The organism is Cohnella cholangitidis (genome assembly GCF_014107495.1).
Taxonomy (GTDB): domain Bacteria; phylum Bacillota; class Bacilli; order Paenibacillales; family Paenibacillaceae; genus Cohnella; species Cohnella cholangitidis.
The window spans coordinates 5,872,642-5,891,268 of record NZ_CP041969.1 but is presented as its reverse complement, the minus strand read 5'-3'; the positions used below and the strand labels follow the sequence as shown (position 1 = coordinate 5,891,268).

The 18,627-nt window shown below is 51.0% G+C and carries 25 protein-coding genes and 1 pseudogene; 2 read left to right on the top strand and 24 right to left on the bottom strand.

The window, feature by feature from the left end; translation table 11 throughout:
- Positions 1 to 303: 303 nt before the first annotated feature.
- The 22 genes and pseudogenes from FPL14_RS26895 to FPL14_RS26790 form a co-directional block, all read right to left on the bottom strand.
- Complete coding sequence (locus tag FPL14_RS26895; RefSeq protein WP_182300602.1) at positions 304 to 1,035, bottom strand: hypothetical protein; 732 nt, start codon at positions 1,033 to 1,035, stop codon at positions 304 to 306.
- A 20-nt stretch (positions 1,036 to 1,055) separates the two neighbouring features.
- Positions 1,056 to 1,421, bottom strand: a complete 366-nt coding sequence (locus FPL14_RS26890) for a 2Fe-2S iron-sulfur cluster-binding protein (RefSeq protein WP_182300601.1) — start codon at positions 1,419 to 1,421, stop codon at positions 1,056 to 1,058.
- 20 nt (positions 1,422 to 1,441) lie between these two features.
- A complete protein-coding gene (locus FPL14_RS26885; RefSeq protein ID WP_182300600.1) occupies positions 1,442 to 2,023 on the bottom strand; it encodes a nucleotidyltransferase domain-containing protein in 582 nt (193 codons plus the stop codon).
- A 47-nt stretch (positions 2,024 to 2,070) separates the two neighbouring features.
- Positions 2,071 to 2,364, bottom strand: a complete 294-nt coding sequence (locus tag FPL14_RS26880; protein WP_182300599.1) for a 2Fe-2S iron-sulfur cluster-binding protein — start codon at positions 2,362 to 2,364, stop codon at positions 2,071 to 2,073.
- A gap of 24 nt (positions 2,365 to 2,388) precedes the next feature.
- Complete coding sequence (locus FPL14_RS26875; RefSeq protein ID WP_229263687.1) at positions 2,389 to 2,604, bottom strand: DUF2768 family protein; 216 nt, start codon at positions 2,602 to 2,604, stop codon at positions 2,389 to 2,391.
- A gap of 135 nt (positions 2,605 to 2,739) precedes the next feature.
- On the bottom strand, positions 2,740 to 3,042 hold the full coding sequence (locus FPL14_RS26870) for a stage VI sporulation protein F (protein ID WP_182300598.1): 303 nt from the start codon (positions 3,040 to 3,042) through the stop codon (positions 2,740 to 2,742).
- 41 nt (positions 3,043 to 3,083) lie between these two features.
- Positions 3,084 to 4,133: an NAD(P)H-dependent glycerol-3-phosphate dehydrogenase gene (locus FPL14_RS26865; RefSeq protein WP_182300597.1), complete on the bottom strand. Its 1,050-nt coding sequence runs from the start codon at positions 4,131 to 4,133 to the stop codon at positions 3,084 to 3,086.
- Positions 4,123 to 4,737, bottom strand: a complete 615-nt coding sequence (gene plsY, locus FPL14_RS26860; protein ID WP_182300596.1) for a glycerol-3-phosphate 1-O-acyltransferase PlsY — start codon at positions 4,735 to 4,737, stop codon at positions 4,123 to 4,125. The genes FPL14_RS26865 and plsY overlap by 11 nt, the downstream gene beginning before the upstream one ends.
- 11 nt (positions 4,738 to 4,748) lie before the next feature.
- Entirely contained in the window at positions 4,749 to 6,071 is a 1,323-nt protein-coding gene (der, locus tag FPL14_RS26855; RefSeq protein WP_182300595.1) for a ribosome biogenesis GTPase Der, read from the bottom strand.
- 122 nt (positions 6,072 to 6,193) lie between these two features.
- Complete coding sequence (locus tag FPL14_RS30870) at positions 6,194 to 6,265, bottom strand: capping complex subunit for YIEGIA (protein ID WP_407644684.1); 72 nt, start codon at positions 6,263 to 6,265, stop codon at positions 6,194 to 6,196.
- Between the two features lie 99 nt (positions 6,266 to 6,364).
- Positions 6,365 to 7,240, bottom strand: a complete 876-nt coding sequence (locus FPL14_RS26845; RefSeq protein WP_182304183.1) for a YIEGIA family protein — start codon at positions 7,238 to 7,240, stop codon at positions 6,365 to 6,367.
- A gap of 44 nt (positions 7,241 to 7,284) precedes the next feature.
- The gene (locus FPL14_RS26840; RefSeq protein WP_182300594.1) at positions 7,285 to 7,914 is read right to left on the bottom strand and encodes a hypothetical protein; all 630 of its coding nucleotides are present in this window, start codon (positions 7,912 to 7,914) and stop codon (positions 7,285 to 7,287) included.
- A 140-nt stretch (positions 7,915 to 8,054) separates the two neighbouring features.
- Positions 8,055 to 9,278, bottom strand: a complete 1,224-nt coding sequence (rpsA, locus tag FPL14_RS26835; protein ID WP_182300593.1) for a 30S ribosomal protein S1 — start codon at positions 9,276 to 9,278, stop codon at positions 8,055 to 8,057.
- Positions 9,279 to 9,412: 134 nt separating this feature from the next.
- Positions 9,413 to 10,000 carry a lysophospholipid acyltransferase family protein gene (locus tag FPL14_RS26830; RefSeq protein WP_182300592.1) on the bottom strand — a complete coding sequence of 196 codons (588 nt, stop codon included), beginning with the start codon at positions 9,998 to 10,000 and terminating at the stop codon, positions 9,413 to 9,415.
- Between the two features lie 3 nt (positions 10,001 to 10,003).
- Positions 10,004 to 10,708, bottom strand: a complete 705-nt coding sequence (cmk, locus tag FPL14_RS26825; RefSeq protein WP_182300591.1) for a (d)CMP kinase — start codon at positions 10,706 to 10,708, stop codon at positions 10,004 to 10,006.
- Positions 10,709 to 10,839: 131 nt separating this feature from the next.
- Complete coding sequence (locus tag FPL14_RS26820; RefSeq protein ID WP_182300590.1) at positions 10,840 to 11,043, bottom strand: hypothetical protein; 204 nt, start codon at positions 11,041 to 11,043, stop codon at positions 10,840 to 10,842.
- A gap of 45 nt (positions 11,044 to 11,088) precedes the next feature.
- Positions 11,089 to 11,733, bottom strand: a complete 645-nt coding sequence (locus FPL14_RS26815; protein ID WP_182300589.1) for a flagellar brake protein — start codon at positions 11,731 to 11,733, stop codon at positions 11,089 to 11,091.
- A 142-nt stretch (positions 11,734 to 11,875) separates the two neighbouring features.
- Complete coding sequence (gene ypeB / locus FPL14_RS26810) at positions 11,876 to 13,231, bottom strand: germination protein YpeB (protein WP_182300588.1); 1,356 nt, start codon at positions 13,229 to 13,231, stop codon at positions 11,876 to 11,878.
- 118 nt (positions 13,232 to 13,349) lie between these two features.
- Positions 13,350 to 13,508, bottom strand: coding sequence for a hypothetical protein (locus tag FPL14_RS26805; RefSeq protein WP_182300587.1), 159 nt, complete (start codon positions 13,506 to 13,508; stop codon positions 13,350 to 13,352).
- Between the two features lie 53 nt (positions 13,509 to 13,561).
- Complete coding sequence (gene prsW, locus FPL14_RS26800; protein ID WP_182300586.1) at positions 13,562 to 14,257, bottom strand: glutamic-type intramembrane protease PrsW; 696 nt, start codon at positions 14,255 to 14,257, stop codon at positions 13,562 to 13,564.
- A 145-nt stretch (positions 14,258 to 14,402) separates the two neighbouring features.
- A pseudogene (locus FPL14_RS26795) lies at positions 14,403 to 15,001 on the bottom strand (genetic competence negative regulator).
- A 191-nt stretch (positions 15,002 to 15,192) separates the two neighbouring features.
- Positions 15,193 to 15,519 carry a hypothetical protein gene (locus FPL14_RS26790; protein ID WP_182300585.1) on the bottom strand — a complete coding sequence of 109 codons (327 nt, stop codon included), beginning with the start codon at positions 15,517 to 15,519 and terminating at the stop codon, positions 15,193 to 15,195.
- Between the two features lie 163 nt (positions 15,520 to 15,682).
- Here FPL14_RS26790 and FPL14_RS26785 point away from each other — a divergent pair, with 163 nt between their 5' ends.
- Positions 15,683 to 16,558: a polysaccharide deacetylase family protein gene (locus FPL14_RS26785; protein ID WP_182300584.1), complete on the top strand. Its 876-nt coding sequence runs from the start codon at positions 15,683 to 15,685 to the stop codon at positions 16,556 to 16,558.
- An 81-nt stretch (positions 16,559 to 16,639) separates the two neighbouring features.
- Here the strand turns inward: FPL14_RS26785 and FPL14_RS26780 are convergent, their stop codons facing one another.
- Positions 16,640 to 16,936 (bottom strand): hypothetical protein, encoded by a 297-nt coding sequence (locus FPL14_RS26780; RefSeq protein ID WP_182300583.1) that lies wholly within the window; start codon positions 16,934 to 16,936, stop codon positions 16,640 to 16,642.
- Positions 16,933 to 17,529, bottom strand: a complete 597-nt coding sequence (locus FPL14_RS26775) for a CPBP family intramembrane glutamic endopeptidase (protein WP_182300582.1) — start codon at positions 17,527 to 17,529, stop codon at positions 16,933 to 16,935. Before FPL14_RS26775 ends, FPL14_RS26780 begins: the two co-directional genes overlap by 4 nt.
- A 98-nt stretch (positions 17,530 to 17,627) precedes the next feature.
- Here FPL14_RS26775 and FPL14_RS26770 point away from each other — a divergent pair, with 98 nt between their 5' ends.
- Positions 17,628 to 18,548 carry a hypothetical protein gene (locus tag FPL14_RS26770; RefSeq protein ID WP_182300581.1) on the top strand — a complete coding sequence of 307 codons (921 nt, stop codon included), beginning with the start codon at positions 17,628 to 17,630 and terminating at the stop codon, positions 18,546 to 18,548.
- Positions 18,549 to 18,627 lie beyond the last annotated feature (79 nt).

Below are 18,627 nucleotides of genomic sequence, written 5' to 3'. Positions count from 1 at the left end.
ATCGTAATCGCGAAACTTTCGTGACCCGCCATGAGGGCGGAACTCGTACACGAACTTGGACTGGTAACATTGTATGTGCGAACGCCCGGTTTATGACGCCCCGCGCAAAATGTTTACCCTGCCGACTTACGCCCGCCGGTGCCCCTGTTGTTTCCCCCATGAGCATATGAGAGAAGAGAGAGACGTATGTCATCTCCTTTAATATTTTCAGGAAAAATTTAATAGAATCCGTACGCCATGAAAAACCGTATTCCCGGAATAGTGGTAACCACTCGGAAATACGGTTTTATTCGAATGCTTAAATTACTTGGAAACGGCGCGAGGTTCTCCATCTATCCAATGGTATACCGGAGAACGAACCGGCACGTAATACGAGGCGTCGATGAGCACCCTTCTAAGATCTTCGTCAGACTGCGGTTTACTCTCCGTCTTATTCACCGCCGTGGCAATATCGATTCCGTAATCGACGTAAGCTTGTCCTCGTTCGTCAACTAGTACATTTAATGTCTGACGCGAATACACGCTAACGATGTCCGGGGCTTTCATGCCTAGCTTCTTAAAATCGACGGACGGAAATCCCGGGTATACCTCGTCTCCTACTGGATTTCGATTGCCATGGCTGGCACGATATTCGTTGATTTTTTTCTGGATGTCGTTAATCGACTGGAACGTTGCCAGATCCAAAAGCTTCACCTGCGGTTTCGTTTCCTCGTCGATGATCAAAAACTGAAAGGAACCGCCGTTCTCGAAAGCCGCGGACGGAATCTGAGCAATGAAGCCCATGCGCTTAAGTTTCCCGAAATCCACTTTATATTTCTCGTAAATAGGCACGGACTCGCCGGCATTCTGTATCGGGAGAAGCCCGGTTTGCAGCTGGTAACGATCAATCGCATCCTGTACCGTCAACACCGCTTCCCTTGCCGAAGCCTGATTGCCCGGCGTCTGGTCCTCCGGATACAAGCAACCGGCTAACGACATCATGATCAAGGCAAGCAAGCCTAAGCCCAGAGTTCTAGTTATTTGTAGCATCTTCATGAATAGTCCTCCTGTAACGCTCATTTCAACCAGTCCTCGTCGTCTTCTTGTTGCTCGGCTAACCTCCTGCGTATAGCCGCTTTTAACGGATCCTCCGGCACGGTAACCGTAACGTTGCCTTTGGTCCGGGCTTGGCAAGAAAGACGCGCTCCTTCGGATAACATACTGCTGCCGAGCTTTCGCGTCTCGGCCGGCGTAGGCGGCTGCAGACGTTCCGACTGATCTTCAGACACATGCACCTTGCACATCAGGCAGCCCGCTACGCCTCCGCAGCGAGTTCGTATCGTTACCCCGGCACGGCGGGAAGCTTCCAACAGCGTTGTCCCGGGTCTTACCGATACGGTGCGGCCATCGGGGCGAAAGGTAACCGAATGTTGATTTGTCATATGGGCTCCTTCCGCGAAAATTAGCTATTGGAGCTCGCCAACCTCAAAGCTTCTTCCGCAATTGTATTCGAGATCGCATTTCTGCCAATTAACCGTTGAAGCAACGGCAAATGTCTCAAAGGGTCCGCCGCAATTAACTTTCCCGCGACTAACGCCCGATCTTGGCGTTCACGCAACAAATTAAAAATAAGCTCATGGCCAAGCGGAACGAGCGGGACTTCATGCCCATCCAAGTCTATCTTGTCGCAGTTGGGGTACAAGAACCCGTTCACTTCCGTTATATACAAGCATTCCAACGCCGATACGCGAAAGCTCCCGACCAGTTCGACCATCGTATCGTCGATTCGATAATGGGAAAGCGTAGAGTAATATCGTTCCGTCGTATTTTCCACCGGTCCGTCCAATGCAAGAGCTTGCAATCTCTCATGCACCAAATCAACCGTATCGTTATCCACGTAGATGTCCAGATCCCGAGGAGCCCGATCCAGATGAGCTCCCCTAAGCGCTAACCCCGTGCTTCCTCCAACAACCCAACGGGCTTCGCAGTTTCCCAGCATTGCCGCCAATTGCGCAAGCGCGGAAACCGGCCAATCACTCCGCATACGGGCCACTTCCATTCTATAGGTGAGTGTTCTTTTAGGTTCATTGATCAAAAATAAGTTTTATTCATCGCTTTAATATTCCCGTCCGCGACGACGATAGCCTGACAGCCTAACCGGAATCCCGCTTCCAATTCATCCGGCCCCAGACGGTCCCATTCGGCGTCGTTTACTTCCGAGAGCAGCTCTGAGCCTTCTATGATTTTGCACCTGCATTTAGCGCAAGTTCCCCGGGAGCAATTGAATTGCCAATCAATCGACGCTTTCTGGGCTATCGCAAGCAAGCTTTGGTCGATTACGGCTTCGACTGTTTTCGTGAGGGTTCGTCCAGTTAAAGTAATCAAGCAAATGCCCTCCATTATGATTCGTTAAACTAGAGATAATAGACCGCAAATCATTCCGTAAATAAGCATAACAATCGCGACTAATGTAAGAACTAGACGAACCCAGCCCTTGGTCTTGTTTCTTGCGTATGTAATAACGAGTGCCGCCAACACCATTAAGCCGATCCCGATCATGGAAACCCACATTTTGTTCATCGCGCTTAGCTTGGCCGCCGCATACAATTGCAGCATCATGTCCATCTATGTCTTCCTCCGTCTCGTCAACTGTCTCAAATGCATTGTATTATACCATTCTCAGCGAATTATGACAAAATCGGCAGTCGGCGGTACAAAGATGCCCGACTGAGCTATCTAGCTTCAGTCGGGCATCTTTAGTTATTTCTTGATCATCATTTTGACCAGGGACTCGAGACTGTTCAAGTTCATGCCGCTCTTCTTGACCGCGCCAACGATTTCTTTTACCGTATCTTCCGATACGGGAACGTTAGCCATTGTAGACACTTGCTTAATTAAAGCTCTAATTTGAGCTTCGCTTTGCAACGTGCCCGGTTTGACGTTGCTGGCGATTTTTTTGATCGAGCTTTCGGAAATATTTTTTCCGGCTTTTTTATTTACGGCGCCAAGAAGATCTTTAGGAAATTTGTCCACGCTACCCCTCCTCGGATGTTTGCAATCCATCCTATGAGGAGAAGAGCTAATGCGTGCGGGCTAGTTTACAATTAGCCTTTAAACCATTTTTCCTGGGCAGTAGACGCGATTTCCTCGATCTCATGCGTACGAACCCGTCCCATCAGCGCGCCTACGGCTTTCTCCGGCGATTTCCCCTCGAACAGAACGGCGTACAGTTGATCCGTAATCGGCATCTCTACGTCGTGATTGCCCGCAAGCGCATGCGCCGCTTTCGTCGTCCGCACGCCCTCTACGACCATTCCCATTCGTTCTAGCACCTCTGCCAGCGGAAGTCCCTGAGCGAGCATGGAGCCCGCTCTCCAATTCCGGCTATGCTGGCTGGTACAGGTTACGATCAAATCCCCTACGCCGGCAAGTCCGGCGAATGTCAACGGATTCGCTCCCATGGCCGCGCCGAGCCTAGCTATCTCCGCTAAACCTCGCGTAATTAAAGCCGCTTTGGCATTATCGCCAAAGCCGAGCCCATCCGACAATCCCGCTCCGAGAGCGATAATGTTTTTGATCGCGCCAGCCGTCTCGACTCCGATAAGATCCGGATTCGTATATACGCGGAAGTAAGATTCGTTCATGAACAAGTCTTGAGCCGCCTCAGCGCAGGCTATTTCCTTGGAGGCGACGACGATCGTCGTCGGATGGCGATTGATGACTTCCTCCGCGTGGCTCGGACCGGATAGCACGACGATTTGCTCTTCCGAACGTCCAAGCTCCTCCGCTAGAACCGTAGACATCCGTTTGAGGCTGTCGCTTTCGAATCCTTTAGTGGCATGGATAACCAAAGCGTCTTTATGTAAGTAACTAGCCGCTTGACGCGCTACTTCCCTCATAGCCGACGATGGCGCGACGAACAGCACCGCTTCGGCTTCCTTCACGGCATCGGCCATTACCGTCGTTGCCGTAATCCCTTCCGGCAGCTTCGCGCCGGGAAGGAACTTCTCGTTGCGGCGCTCTTGATTGATTTCATTTGCTTGAGCTTCTTTGCGCGTCCAAAGCGTTACCGAATGTCCATTATCGGCCAACACCCGCGACAACGCCGTCCCCCAGCTCCCCGCGACAAGAACCGCTATTTTCTTATGCGCCATGAGGTTCACCCTTTTTGCTCCCCAGCTTATTTTCCGTACCGTTCACCAGCTTCACGATATTTTTGCGATGACGGACGATCGCTAGTACAGCCACGATCAATGCTCCCCAGATATATGGAGGCTCCAAGCCGAATAGATAGAACAAAATCGGAAGCAAAGCCGCGAATACCATAGAACCAAGCGATACATATCGCGTAAAAGCGATTATCAAAATCGCCACGATTCCCGCGATTAACGTCGGCAAAAACGCCCATACGATTAAAGCTCCAACCGTCGACGCGATTCCTTTACCGCCCTTGAAGCGGAAATAGATCGGCCAGTTATGTCCTCCGATTGCCGCAAGTCCGCAAGCAACCGGTACCCAATTATTTCCGTCTCCAATCCATAGCCCGATCAATACCGCAGCGGAGCCTTTCGCGATATCGAGCAAGAACACCGCAATCGCGGGTCCTTTGCCAAGGACTCGCAGCGTATTCGTAGCTCCCGCATTTCCGCTCCCGTGTTCCCGAATATCGATTTTACGAAGCCAACGCGCAAATAATATGCTGAAAGATATCGAACCTAACAAGTAGCTTATGACTATCGCGATGATCGAATTCAACACCCTTGCTCCCCCTATTCTTGATCCGATTTCTTACGGGTGAACAATCTGAGCGGAGTACCTTCGAATGCGAAAGCCGCGCGAATTTTGTTCTCCAAATACCGTTCGTAAGAAAAATGCATCAATTCGGGGTCGTTAACGAAAATAAGCAACGTCGGCGGCTTGACCGCGACTTGCGTAACGTAGTTGATTCGCAGCCTGCGTCCCTTGTCCGTAGGCGGAGGGTTAATCGCTACCGCATCCGAAATGATATCGTTAAGGATATTGGTAGGTACCCGCAGCGCATGTTGCTCGGCAACATGATTAACGACGGGGAACAGCTTAGTCAGACGATGTTTCGTCAAAGCGGACAAGAATACGACAGGCGCATACGACATGAACAGGAAGTGATCGCGGATCGTGTTCGTAAAATGCTGCATCGTTTTATCGTTCTTCTCGACGACATCCCATTTATTGACGACGAAGATCGCCGCTTTGCCGTTCTCATGGGCATATCCGGCAATATGCTTGTCTTGATCGATAATGCCTTCTTCGCCGTTAATGACGACAAGGACGACATCGGCGCGTTCAATCGCCTGCATCGCTCTCATAACGCTGTATTTCTCCGTCGTTTCGTACACTTTGCCGCGTTTGCGCATCCCGGCAGTGTCGATGAGGACGTATTTCTGCCCATCCTTCTCGAACGGCGTATCGATCGCATCGCGCGTCGTACCGGCGATATTGCTTACGATAACGCGCTCTTCCCCAAGTATCGCGTTCACGAGCGAGGATTTGCCTACATTCGGACGGCCGATCAAGGCGACCTTAATCACGTCGTCATTATACTCTTGATCTTCCTTAACCGGCAGCTTGTTGACCGCGGCGTCAAGCAAATCGCCGATTCCCATCCCGTGCGAACCCGACAACGGTACCGGATCGCCGAATCCGAGAACGTAGAATTCGTAAATATCGTCCATCCGTTGCAAGTTATCCACTTTGTTAACCCCAAGCACGATAGGCTTATGGGAACGGAATAGCATTTGCGCGACTTCCTCGTCGGCGTTCGTGACGCCTGCCTTGGCGTCGACCATGAATATAATGACATCGGCTTCTTCGATGGCTAGCTCCGCTTGCGTCCTAACCGAACGCAGCAAGCTGTCTTCTCCGTCGATCTCGATACCTCCGGTATCGATTACGCTGAAAGAACGTCCATTCCATTCGCCTGTCCCATAGATCCGGTCGCGTGTAACGCCCGGCTTATCTTCTACAATCGCGAGCCGATCGCCGATGATCCGGTTAAAAATCGTGGACTTGCCTACATTTGGCCTTCCGACGATGGCTATTACGGGTCTTGCCATATTTCCCACTCCTCAACATTTCAACCAGCTTCGCCGTCCCGAGGACGACGTCATTAAAAACACTCACAACTTTCATCATATCAAAATTTGTCCGGCTTGGCTAACGAATATTGCCAAACCTTCTAGTGCCTATCCACGATAACGAACAAATCCTCATTCATTTCATGCGCGGCCGAATCCAGTATTTTCTCCAGCAGATGAGCGATAGTCTGCAGTTGCTCCCGGTTTGCCGCGTAGAAGATCGGCGCGCGCCGCCTACGTTTTCCCGATCCGTCGTAACTACTCCTACGATTTTAGCCACCTTGCTTGGCCCCTTCCGTACTCTTGCGGTTTGCTTCCGTCGGCATTCGAACCGCAGCCTCCAGAAGCGGCACGTTACTGACCGCCTGATAGGCCTTATCGATATCCTTCTCCCGCGGAAGAACTAGAAGGCCTAACTTCCCTGTACGCAGCCCAAGCTTCCCGATTGGCAACAGAGCTGGATCCCCATCATCGCGATAGACGCCAAGACGCGTGGAAACATCATGAAGGATAGCCTGCCTCTGGCCGAGATTGGCGATCGTAACTTTGGCGTCATCGTTCTTGGGAGTCAGTATAAAACCGATTCCTTGTTCCTCGATAATCTTCCTATTCTCGTCTAGGCCAACATTCATCATATAAACGTCGCCCACGAATAAATCAGGCCCGTCGAGCTTAAGCGGTACCCTTTCAACGTTGGCGATATGGGATATCTTCTTTCCGCGCATGAAGTAATGCGCCAGTAATAACGCTGATACGCCTGCCGCCAAACCTCCCCACCACCCGATCCACATCGCGAAGAGACTCGAAAGGAACGCGGTAAATATGGCCAAATAGTTTCTCCCCTCGAACACGACGGCGATTCCCTCTATATAGGCCGCCCCCCTAGGAACGAGTTCGAAATGATCGATCGCGGTTAACGTATTGCGCTCCATGTTACGGACTTCCCGAAACTGCTGTGCGGCAAGCGACAGAAACGTAATTGCCGTATAATCTTTGTTATGCAAAGCCGGAACGGCAACGGATCCTAATGCTCCCGCTATTAAACCCAGGGCAAGATGAATTATTTTACCGTGCGGGTAAGCCGGATATTGCCGATAGTCGCTGCGAAGCATGAATATTCTTGCGGCCATTCCGAAAGCCGTCCCCATGATCACGCAAGTGATATCTTTATGAGAGTCAAACCAATTCAGTATCACGAATGCTGATCTCCCCTTTTCCCGCCTACTTTGAAAGTCCGCTTGCCCGCAAGATCCGCCAACGCGCGAACCGTTAAAGACGCGAATCTCGAGGAAAGCACCGCGATCCACCACCCTGCCATCCATTCCGAAGCTTTGCCTTCGAAGATCGCACCCGAAGTCGTCTGTAAGTAAGCATAAATCCCCATACTCACGTACAGTGCAGTCGAGATCGCCAAAACTTGCTCGGAGACGCTGCGAACGATAAGCGCCGTTAATAAGCCAACGATAAGCGCGGCGCCCCATGGATCTAAAAAATGCGAGAAACCGGCCGGATAATGTGCCAACCGGCTAACGAGCACGTAAATCGAGCCAACCAATAGACCCGCCGATATCGCGGTCCATCTTCGCGGGGCGTGAGTTCGCCGCGCCAGAAGCGCTCCAGCAAGGAACGTCCATATCCACGCCCCATTGACTGCGAAGTTTGGAGTTACTGCAATATTTCCTAACCAAGCGAAAGGCCATACGGCAAGGAACGCCCCGACGGCCCAATGCGGAATTCCCTCGGATGCTTCCTCCCTCCAGCCGCTCCACCAGAGAATCGTCGTCATCAGCCATAGGAACGCGGCGCCATAAGCGGGCGGCATACCTTCACCTCCATAGAGATAGTATGCGCCGTATGGATTGAAATCCATGCCATTAAATCGCATAAATGTAAGGATGGAACCGAAGAACGCTCGAGAACGCAAAAAACCCGCCACGAGGGCGGGTTTTACGACAAATATTATTACTTGAATTTGCTCAGCTTGTCGCCGAATCTTTCTCCAAGGTTGAAGCTCATGCTTTCCGCTGGAGGAAGGTTCGTTTCTTCTCTTGGAGCACGCGGAGCGCGCGGCTCGCGTTGCTCGCGCTCAGGACGAGCGGGCGCTTCTTCCGTTTCTTTGATGGACAGGGAAACGCGCTTCTCCGCAGGGTTGAAGTCAAGCACTTTAGCTTGAACTTCTTGACCTTCCTTCAACACCTCAAACGGCGTCGCTACGTGGCGATGCGCGATTTGCGAGATGTGAACGAGACCCTCAACTCCAGGAGCGATCTCGACGAAAGCGCCGAAGTTAACCAGACGTTTTACGACGCCCGTAACGATATCGCCGACGTTGAATTGTCCGTTAGCGGTATCCCAAGGACCTGGTTGTGCCGCTTTGATGCTGAGGGAAATTTTGCCCAGGGAAGGGTCTACTTTCAGAACCTTAACGTTCACGCTTTGTCCTTCGGCTACGACATCCGCAGGATGGGCAACGTGCTGCCATGCCATTTCGGATACATGTACGAGTCCATCGATTCCGCCGATATCCACGAACGCGCCGAATGGCGTCAATCTTTGGATTTTACCTTCGAGAACTTGACCTACCTGCAAGGAGCTCATGATTTGTTGCTTTTGAGCTTCGTATTCGGCATCGAGCACGTCTTTGGCGGAAAGAATGACCTTGTTGTTCTCGCGGTCGATTTCTTTCACTTTCACCTTTAAGGTGCGGCCTTTGTAAGAGCTGAAATCCTCGACGAAATGACGCTCGACCATGGAGGCGGGAATGAATCCGCGTACGCCTACGTCGGCTACCAGACCGCCTTTGACGACATCGGTAATCGCGACTTCGAACGCTTCTCCGCTTTCGAATTTCGCTTGCAGATCATCCCATGCGCGAGGGCTGTCGATCTGGCGCTTAGAGAGTACGAGCGATTCTTTGGCATCGTTGATGCTAACGATTTTCGCTTCGACTTCTTGGCCGATTTGCACGGCTGCGGCAGCGTTCTCCAGGTTAACGGAAGAAAGCTCGCGTAGCGGGATGACACCGTCGTATTTATATCCAAGGCTTACATACGCTTGGTTATCCTCGATTTTGACTACCGTACCTTTCACGGTGTCCCCTTTCTTCAAGGTTACGAGATTTTCCAGTGCATCCTGGCTGACCGGTTCGGCGGCCGCCGTTTCCTGGACGTTGATTTCTTCAGACATGAAAATTACCTCCTCAGTTCTACCCCAACTTTATTTAAACCCGCTTCTAGCGGCGCTTAAATCTTACTTACCCTCAATAATGAGAACCAAATAATACCTCTAGTATGAAGGATTATTGCCATAATCATGCATCGTTAGGATGCAGGCTGACTCGTCTTCATCATTTCCCGGATTCGCGACATAATAAGCTCCGTCGCTTCTTCCATGCTCTCGGAAGTCCCTTGCTCCGCATACGGCGTCAAATCGATGGGTGCGCCATATACCGCTAACATCTTGCGAAACGGACGATACTGACCGACTAACGCGACAGGTACGACAATCGCTTTCGAACGAATCGCCATCGTAACGGCTCCCCGTTTGCCCATGCCTACCGATTCGTTGCGGGTGCCTTCCGGGAAAATCCCCATTACGTTACCGCCCTGCAACAGCGTTATCGCCGTTCGGATCGCTTCCTTGCTCACGCCTCCGCGTTTGACTGGAAACGCGCCAACGGCTTTGATCAATGAACCGAAAACAGGGATGCGGAACAATTCTTCCTTTGCCATATAATGAACTTTGCGGGGCACCCACACCCCTAAAGTAATGGGATCCTGTAAACTTCTATGATTGCTGCATAAAATGACCGGACCTTCCAGCGGGATGTTGGAAACCCCTCTGGCTTCCAAGCGGTAAAGAAACATGTAAATAACGCGGAGAATCATCCTGGCGAAACGGTATAACATAATCTACTTCTCCTCCGCCAAAATGGTTCTTGTCGCGGCAAGTCCCCATTGTACGATTTCTTCGGCCACTTCGTCCACCGTTCGCCCTGTCGAATCCAGCAAGCGAGCGTCCGGCGCTTGAAGAAGAGGAGCAATTTCCCGTTCTTGATCCAATCGATCGCGTTCGGTGATCTCCGACTCCAATTGCTCCAGCGTAATCCCCGCATTCGGGCCCAGCTCCAGAAATCGGCGGCTGGCTCTTTCCCTAGGCGTTGCCGTAAGAAAAATCTTCAACTCGGCGTCCGGAAGCACATGGGTTCCGATATCGCGCCCGTCCATCACGACGCCTTTCTCGTGGGCCATGCGGCGTTGCAATTCGGACATCCTTTTGCGGACGCTTTCCAAACGGGCGATATAAGATACGTTGCGGTTAATCTCTAACGATCTTAACTGCGCGGTAACGTCTTCGCCGTTCACTAATACGAGCTGAGCATCCGCTCCCGGCAGCAACACGATATCCAGTTGTTTAACTAACCGTCCAACGAGTTCGTTATCCTCGGTAGATATTCCGGCTTCGAGAGCTTTGAGCGTTACCGCTCTGTACATGGCGCCAGTGTCGACGTAGACATATTGAAGAGCCTTCGCAACTAGTCGGGCAACCGTACTCTTACCCGCTCCCGCCGGCCCGTCGATCGCAATATTGATTCGTTGATCATGAGATCCATTCATGAGAGAAAGACTAGCCTCCTACACGCCAACAACCTGATGTCATTAGAAAAAATAAGGCAGGCAAAGCCTGCGAGGAACGAGAAAATTATACCACACAGCACCTAGGGATGCAAAAATCCTATCGATGCGCGCTATCGAACTTGATAATGAAACGGCACGCCTTCCGAATCGTCCGTCGTCGTGAGCCAGTGCCGCGCCGCCGGATATTGCAACGCGAGCTGCGTTAAGCCTAACAGTACGATTAATACAAGAATACTTCGCAATATAAGCTTTTCCAAGCGATCCGACCACGCGACGAAGTCGGAACGATACTTCTCTTTATCGTTGTCACCCATGGTAGCCCTCCCGTTGTCGCCGGGACAAAGGAGGCCTTCAAGGCGTTAGTCCTTCCGCTTGTCCAATTGGCGCTCAAAGCAATATCGAATGATCTTCTGTTGGTCGGAATCCGCGATCTCCGAAAACCGCATCATAATCAGATGCTTGTCCGGCTCGACAGGAAGTACTCTGACGACTTCGCCCTCGAACTTGGCATGCGCGACCGTTCCGCCTTTATAACTCAATAATAGCCAACAAGACAGAACGACATTCGTTACGATCGGTTTGTTCCTATCGCAGGTGAAAGAAATGCCGCCGCCGCCAACATCTTCCGTCACGGCTACGAACCTCATCTTTTCGCCCACCTTAACCGCTAGCTCCAGGTTGGCTTCCACCCTAAGAAAACTTCTTCTTTGATCTTTGATGATCTCTTCGAGCTCCGGCTTGCGAATCGCCACCAGAGGCACGGAATCCCTGCGAAATCCTGTCACCACGCTCGGGAAGGAATGCTTCACTCCGTCTTCGGTAAAGAAATAAAGCTGGAATTGCTCTCCCTCTTGCGAGCGGTATAACTTGCGGCTCTTCTCGTCCAGAGGAATTTCGATGTAGATCCGGTTAGCATCTTGATCCGCCACGCGCGACCGCAGCGTTAACGGCTCAGGACCGGTCTCTGTCTGTATGTACATCGTTTGATTGATTTTCGGAAGCACTAGTAAACCCTCCACATGAAGCATGATCGGAAAACATTTCCGCTCGTACATCTTATTATAGCATGCGTGGAGAAGTTTGGGGAATGACATACACCATCGCCCCGGACTACTTTCGGACGATGGTGTATGTTCAGCGGCAACGTTATTTGTATATGGCTTTAGCGGATTCCGGGATTTCTTCGATATTTTCTTCTTCTCCCGTCTCAGCGTTCATGAAGATCCGGTAACGATGGTCGTTGATCTTGCCGAGGAATTCATGGCATAGGACGGATTTGCGCATATCGTTCTCGACGACGGCCAAAGAATAATCTTCAATCCGGAAGTCGGGGTTCAGACCTTTTTGCGCTTGCTCCTTCGTCAGCTTCGGTTTGCCCGGGGCAAGCAACTTCTCGGCGAAAACATGATCCGATGCCTGCAATCCCACGACCTCCCCGTTATCGAGGGCGACGCGTACCGTCACTTTATCCGGATAAATTTTAACCCCGTCGATTGTATGGACGTAGGTAAACACAGCCACATGGTCGTACTCATCGTAAGTAATCGGCGTCATTTGCTTATAATCGTGCCGGACTAAGAACTGCGATCCTTTATTGCGGGCCGTATCGAAATTAAGCTTACGGGTCTGCACTTCCCGCGGATTCATGAACCAGAGCAGATGGCCGCCCTTGCGGGTGTAATCGAGCTGAATGTTCACCCCTTCATGTCCTTTAACGGAGACGGAATAGCTAGGCAAGTCCGTTTTGCTGCCATCCTCCGTCACTTTGGCGTCCGCGCCTTCAGCCTGAGGACCTAGAAAATCCAACGCCTTCTTCCAGATTTCCTCTTTCGACATTTCATTGCCTTCTAACCCCGCGGCCGAAAGCTTGCGGTCCGCCGACATCGCGGACGGTCCCCAGTCCGCCTCGGGATAGGCTCCCATCTGCTTATCCATCGCCTTGAAGCCGTCTATGATCGTATTGTCGTGCGGATTGTTCTCGCTGGCCATAGCCACCTCGACGTCCATCCAACGCAAATGATCGGAAATAACGGCATCCTGTACTTTGCCGAGCTCCAGATTGACCGATTCGGCGGTTTTGTACAACGACTTCATCGTCTTCATTTCGGCGGGAGTGAGCGGTTGCTTGCTCAGATCGCGTACCGCCGTCCGGTATGCGAAGCTGGAGATCCTCGAAAGAAACTCTTCCGCCTTGTTGAAAGGCAACAGCGCCAATGGCAGCTGGTTAATCTCGTTCTGCGCTTGGCTGGTCAATCTCCACACGTTCACCAAGCCTTTGCGCTGCATCCCCTGAGACGAGGAGGAGACGGCCAGCGTTTGCCCGAGCTGGTCGTGCAATCGTCCCATATGATGGCTCAAGTCGTGGAACGCGCGCTGGTATTGATTTTCCGCTTTAATCAGAACGGAGTTTTTCTCCTGATGCTCCTGATACCCCCAAACGATGGCGCCGATAAACAGCAAGGTTGCAATCGGGAACATAATGGAACTTAAACGAGCGTACATGAAAAGCCGACCCCTTTCATTCCCAAAACGTTATGCGGTTATTGTGGGAATATGGCTCCACTTTTATGCGCGCCATTCGGCGCTCGACGACAAAACAAGAAAAGGAAGCCTCATCCGCTTAGATGAGCGCTTCCTCTTCGATCTCGAAATCATCCGCATTGCTGCACAAGCATTGCTTGAATCCGGTGTCCACGCGACCTCTTTCCTTGCGTCCGCGGAGAATGAACTTTTCGTTGCACCGGTTGCACCTGATCGTAACTTTGAGCCGCTGCGACAACGGGCATCTCTCCCCCTTACCGGATATTCCCACATCCAGTATGGACGGATCGGTTACGATTTAATCTCTTCCTCCCGCTTCAAGAAACGAAAGGGCGAAACCGCGTTGGCGCTGTTAACCATTCGAATTCCTCTGAACCATAAGAAGAACATGAAAGGAACGGCCAGCCATATCCATGTAGACGGTACGGTCATCAGCATGAAATCGTAAGCTCCGTGCCAAACGATCGGCAACAGCAGCGCAAGCCACAAGTGAACCTTCACGCTCCTGCCTACGGAAAATTTAGCTTTACCTAAGGAATACCCCATGTAGACGCCGAACAACGCGTGTCCGGATACCGGGAGCAAAGCCCTCATCATGAGCGTTCCGAACGTCGCCGGCTCAAGGAAGGCATACAATACGTTCTCCAAAGTCGCGAACCCGAGAGAAACGGCTACCGCGTAGACGATCCCGTCATAAGGTTCATCGAATTCCGTATGATTATATATAATATGATAAAGTACGAACCATTTGAAAAACTCTTCGACGCCGGCGGAAATGATAAAAGAGAACGTGAACGGAGATTCTCCCCACCAGATCATCAATCCGCGCTGGACGATCATGATCGGCAGAACGATTAATACTCCGGTCAGGAACATCTTGAGCACCATCGATATCGGTTCGGCGTCATAGCGATCTTTCCAGTAAAAATAAGCCAGCAACGCAATTCCGGGCACGATCGCGGCCGCCAATATCGACACGAGCAGCATTCACCGTTCCCCCCTCTCCTACTTTTCCATTATAACAGCAAATCGAGACGTGTAAAAAAAGAACATTTGGTGAAATAGGGATAATCTTATATAAAAAAATGAAACCCCGGGATTCGGGGTTTCATTCGCATGGTTAATCAAAAGTTTAATTCACGAAATGCTCTGCTAACACCTTAACGGCTTTGGAGCCGATAATTAATTGTCCGTACTCCTCCAGAACCGCGGGAGTGATGGAGGTGGCTTCTCCATATTCCGCCAGCACGGCGATCAACGCATGATAACCGGAGCTTTCCAGCCCCGCCGGATCGAAACAAAGAACCCATTGATTCTGATAACGGTACATCCTTCCCTCTTCCGTCAAATGACTGACTAACGTCTTGGCGGCACCGATCGCGTCTTCAATGTCTTTGAATCGATATATAATGGCTTCGCTTTGTTCAAGCGTAACTTCGAGTTCATAAACTTCTTCTTCATCCTCGGCCGAGGATCCGCATCCCTATCGAGTTTGCCCCTGGTGACGATAACCACCATTCCTTGAGCCGGCATAGCGAACACTTCCACCGCAAGCGGACCCGAAGCATCGAAACCGAGCTCGTTATAGGCTTGATCCATCATTTCGCTGAATAGCTCATGAACCTTCGGAATCTCGCGCCACATGTCTTCCTTCTGGATCCCGCGCTCAGTCAAATCATCGAAAGTGAGGAAAATCCGAATTTTGTCTTGGCTAAGCCGTTCCATCCTCATGACAGGATCCTCCTTCTGTGGGTGATAACAGCTTATGATTAAGCATATAATGCGTGAACGAAACTTTCTTGAGATCATGTTATCACTTCTCCCAACGAAATGCACTAGGGAAAACCCTCGAAAATCAAAAAAACGGCACCGTTTCTCCCCTTGTCCGGGAGGACGATGCCGCCTCTTCTCACTCGATTCTCCTATATCCGGTGGTGACCGCTTCGTTCCGGGAACGAATCGATCTCGGAGCTGGACTCCGAATCTTGAGCGACTAAATCCCCAAATGCCGCATCATGCGGGGCAGTTGTCGGATTCCGATGACCGATCTTCTCCGACGCCCTCTTGAAGCTGCTCGCGAACTTCGTGTTCAATGCCATCTCGATGGCATCGTCCTTCATTCCGCTCATTCGTTGCTTGAGGTTGTTGCCGACGCTTGCGGCTGCGGCCGACATTCTCTGATTACGTTGTATCATCATTACGATTGCAGCCCCTGCTAATCCACCTATAACGAAAGTCCCGATTTTCATTTGCCACCTCCTTATTAACGTTATTTTGACCGGGATGGCGACAGGCATCCCCATCAAAATAAGGAAGCGCGCCGCTTGTCGATTCATGGGGAAAGTATGATACAATCCAATTAAATCGGCTTCGCCGTCTTAAGCAATGAACGCAAACGGAGGGAATTCCAGCATGAATCGACGTCTTCTCGCATTTTGTACAACCGTATTATTAGCTGGACTTATTACCGCTTGCGGCAATAACGCATCGCCAAGCAATGCCGTCTCGCCGGCACCGTCCCAAACGGAGACGGCGACATCCACGCCCGCTCCATCGGCAGTCGCATCGCCGTCGGCAAGCCCTCAAGCTTCGCCGTCCGAGGAAGTCGAGCCCAACGCCGCCCCGGAACCGACGGAAGTCGAGAAAACCTATCGAATGAACAAAAACTATTTTATCGTTCCTATCGATAAGGAAAAGACCGAGAGCAAGGTCGTGCTTCTTACGTTCGATGACGGTCCTAAAGACCACGCCACTCTCGATCCTATCCTCGACACGTTGGATAAACATAAGGCTAAGGCGATATTCTTCGTAAACGGTTATCGCGTCAAAGCCAATCCCGACCTGCTTACAGCCATCGACGAACGCGACCAGATCATCGGCAACCATTCTTGGGATCATATTTCCCTCAAGAAGGAGAAAGCGCCGAAAATCAAAGAACAAATCGAAAGCGTACAGGCGATCGTTAAGGAAGTCACCGGCAAAACCCCGATTTTCTTCCGGCCGCCGCATGGAGCTTCCAACGATGCCGTTCGGCAAATTTCTAAAGATAACGGCTTGCTGTTCATGACGTGGTCTAACGGTTCGTTGGATTGGGATATGAATAAAATTCCCGAGAACAAACGACCGCAAGCCGTCATCGACAACGTGCTCGAGCAGCTCCATCCCGGCAGCAACATCCTTATGCACGAGTTGCCATGGACGGCCGAGACGTTGGACAACCTGCTAACGCAACTGGAACAGAAAGGCTACTCCTTCGTTGATCCGAACGCCATCGATACGGAATTGTAAAGCGAAGGAACGAACTGCCCCGAAAGGCGCGTCTAACGCCTTCCGGGGCAGTTTTCTATTGCAAGGGCGACTCGTCGCAGATTACATGCCTTCCTGCTTCTGTCCCCACCATAATAATCCGACGACCAGAGCCGCGAACAAGATGACCAAGGTTAGGTAAAACCATCTGGAAAGCTGGCTCCGTTTAACGGGATGGACTTCGGAACGAGGAGGCATTCCGGTTTCCGGAATGCCCGAACTCGCTGCCGCCTCGGCAATGGCCGCTTCCAGCTCTTCGAGCGTCATCGGAGAATCGCCTTCCTTGTCTTTGCCGAAAACCGTCTGTTTAGCCGCTACGTACTTATTCCATACCGACGAAGTTTCGTCGTCTTCCTTCATCCTTCTTCCCTCCGAAAGCGAATGATGCATCCCATCACGAAATCAACGAGGAAATGCGCCAATATTGGAGCCCATAACGTTCCTGATTCCGTATAAATCCAACCTAATCCGTAACTAATCGAGAAAACCAAACCTGTCGGAATCCAATGCCTCAAATAACGAACGTGTATCGCAGCGAATACAATGCTCGTCCAATAAGGCCCGATTGCATGTTGAATAGCTCCGCGGAACAGCGTTTCTTCGCAAATCGCGACGATCAATGAAATTACCGCGATGTGCCATACCGGCCTTGTGCGGAAAAGCCGATCGTTAACTCCCCCGTCGTCCGCTACATCCTCCGGCGCGAAACGGGAAATGCCAAGATCGAACAGCAAAACCAACAACGCTAAACCGGCTCCCCACCAGACAAAATCGATCGAACCCGGATATTTATAAAAGTCAATAGGGTTCCTGCCCTGAAATAATACCCACACGATTCCGATAATAAGAGTAAGCGCCTGCGTAACATATAAATTGACTAATAACATCTTGTCGTTCAACTGGTCTACGGTCACTTTGCGAATCTTGATGTTGCGGATGTCGAATTTTCTCATGTTCCCTCGTATCATGCGAATTTTTGTATGTTCAAGAGCTTTATTTTTTCCTATACTAGGACTACCACAAATCCCAAGACCGTTTAAAGGAGCAACCGATGGAAAAGCGTCTGAATCGATCCGATCTCATGTTCTCGCTAGCTTTCTTACTTATGCTTGTCATCGCGGTAGGCGCTTTTTTTTACGGCGTCAAAGTCGGCACCGATCGTACCGAATCCAAGTTTGCCAAAGAGGAAGTAATCGAGGCGACGGCAACGCCTCAACCGAATGCCTATCAACAACAAGATTTGGTTTCCTTCTATCATACCGTATTTTTGTCCTATCGTGAATTTCAAAACGATTGGATAACGGCGCAAGCCAAGTGGCTCTCCGATCCGACTGCCGATCGGGCGGCTTCCATGAAAGAGCTTGCCAAATCCGCCCAGAAAAAATACGATGCCATCAAAGCGGTCTACGTCGCTCCGGTATCGCCGCAGCTGAAAGACTCGCAAACCAACTACCTTAAGAGCTTGAAGCTGTTCCACGAAAGCTTCTCGGAGCTTGCGGCTTCCGCTAACGAAGGCACTGCGGAACTCGTTATGGACAAAGTAAACAATAATTCGTTCTACAAGGAAGGGCGAACCCAAGCCCTCCTCGCGCAGAAACAATACTACAACTCTATGTTGAAATGGGCGGAATCGGTCAACGCCGACGTCCCGGGAGATTACGTAAGTCCGGAAGTCCTCTCCATAGCCAAATGGAAGGCTCTCCCTCTGCTTGTCAAAATTAAAGTTTCCTCCGATTACTTGTCGGAGCAAAATGAACTAACCGGTTTCCTGCCGCATGATCTCACCGCCAGAATCGACCAATTCATCAGCTCCGGACAAGCCGACAAGCGTAAAGTCAAAAGCTTTAACGCCATCGCTGAATTGTTAGTCAGTACGGAAGCCGTGCGCAACGGCGATTTCATCTCGATGAAATCGCGCTTCTACGGAGACGAGCAGCTGCCTCAATTGCCGTTTTTCTTCCCGGAGAAGTAGAGTTTTAACTCATTGTCGAAAACTAAGCCTATTTTGTCGTACTTTCGCCATTGCAAAGGCTACCCGGTTGCTATAAAAT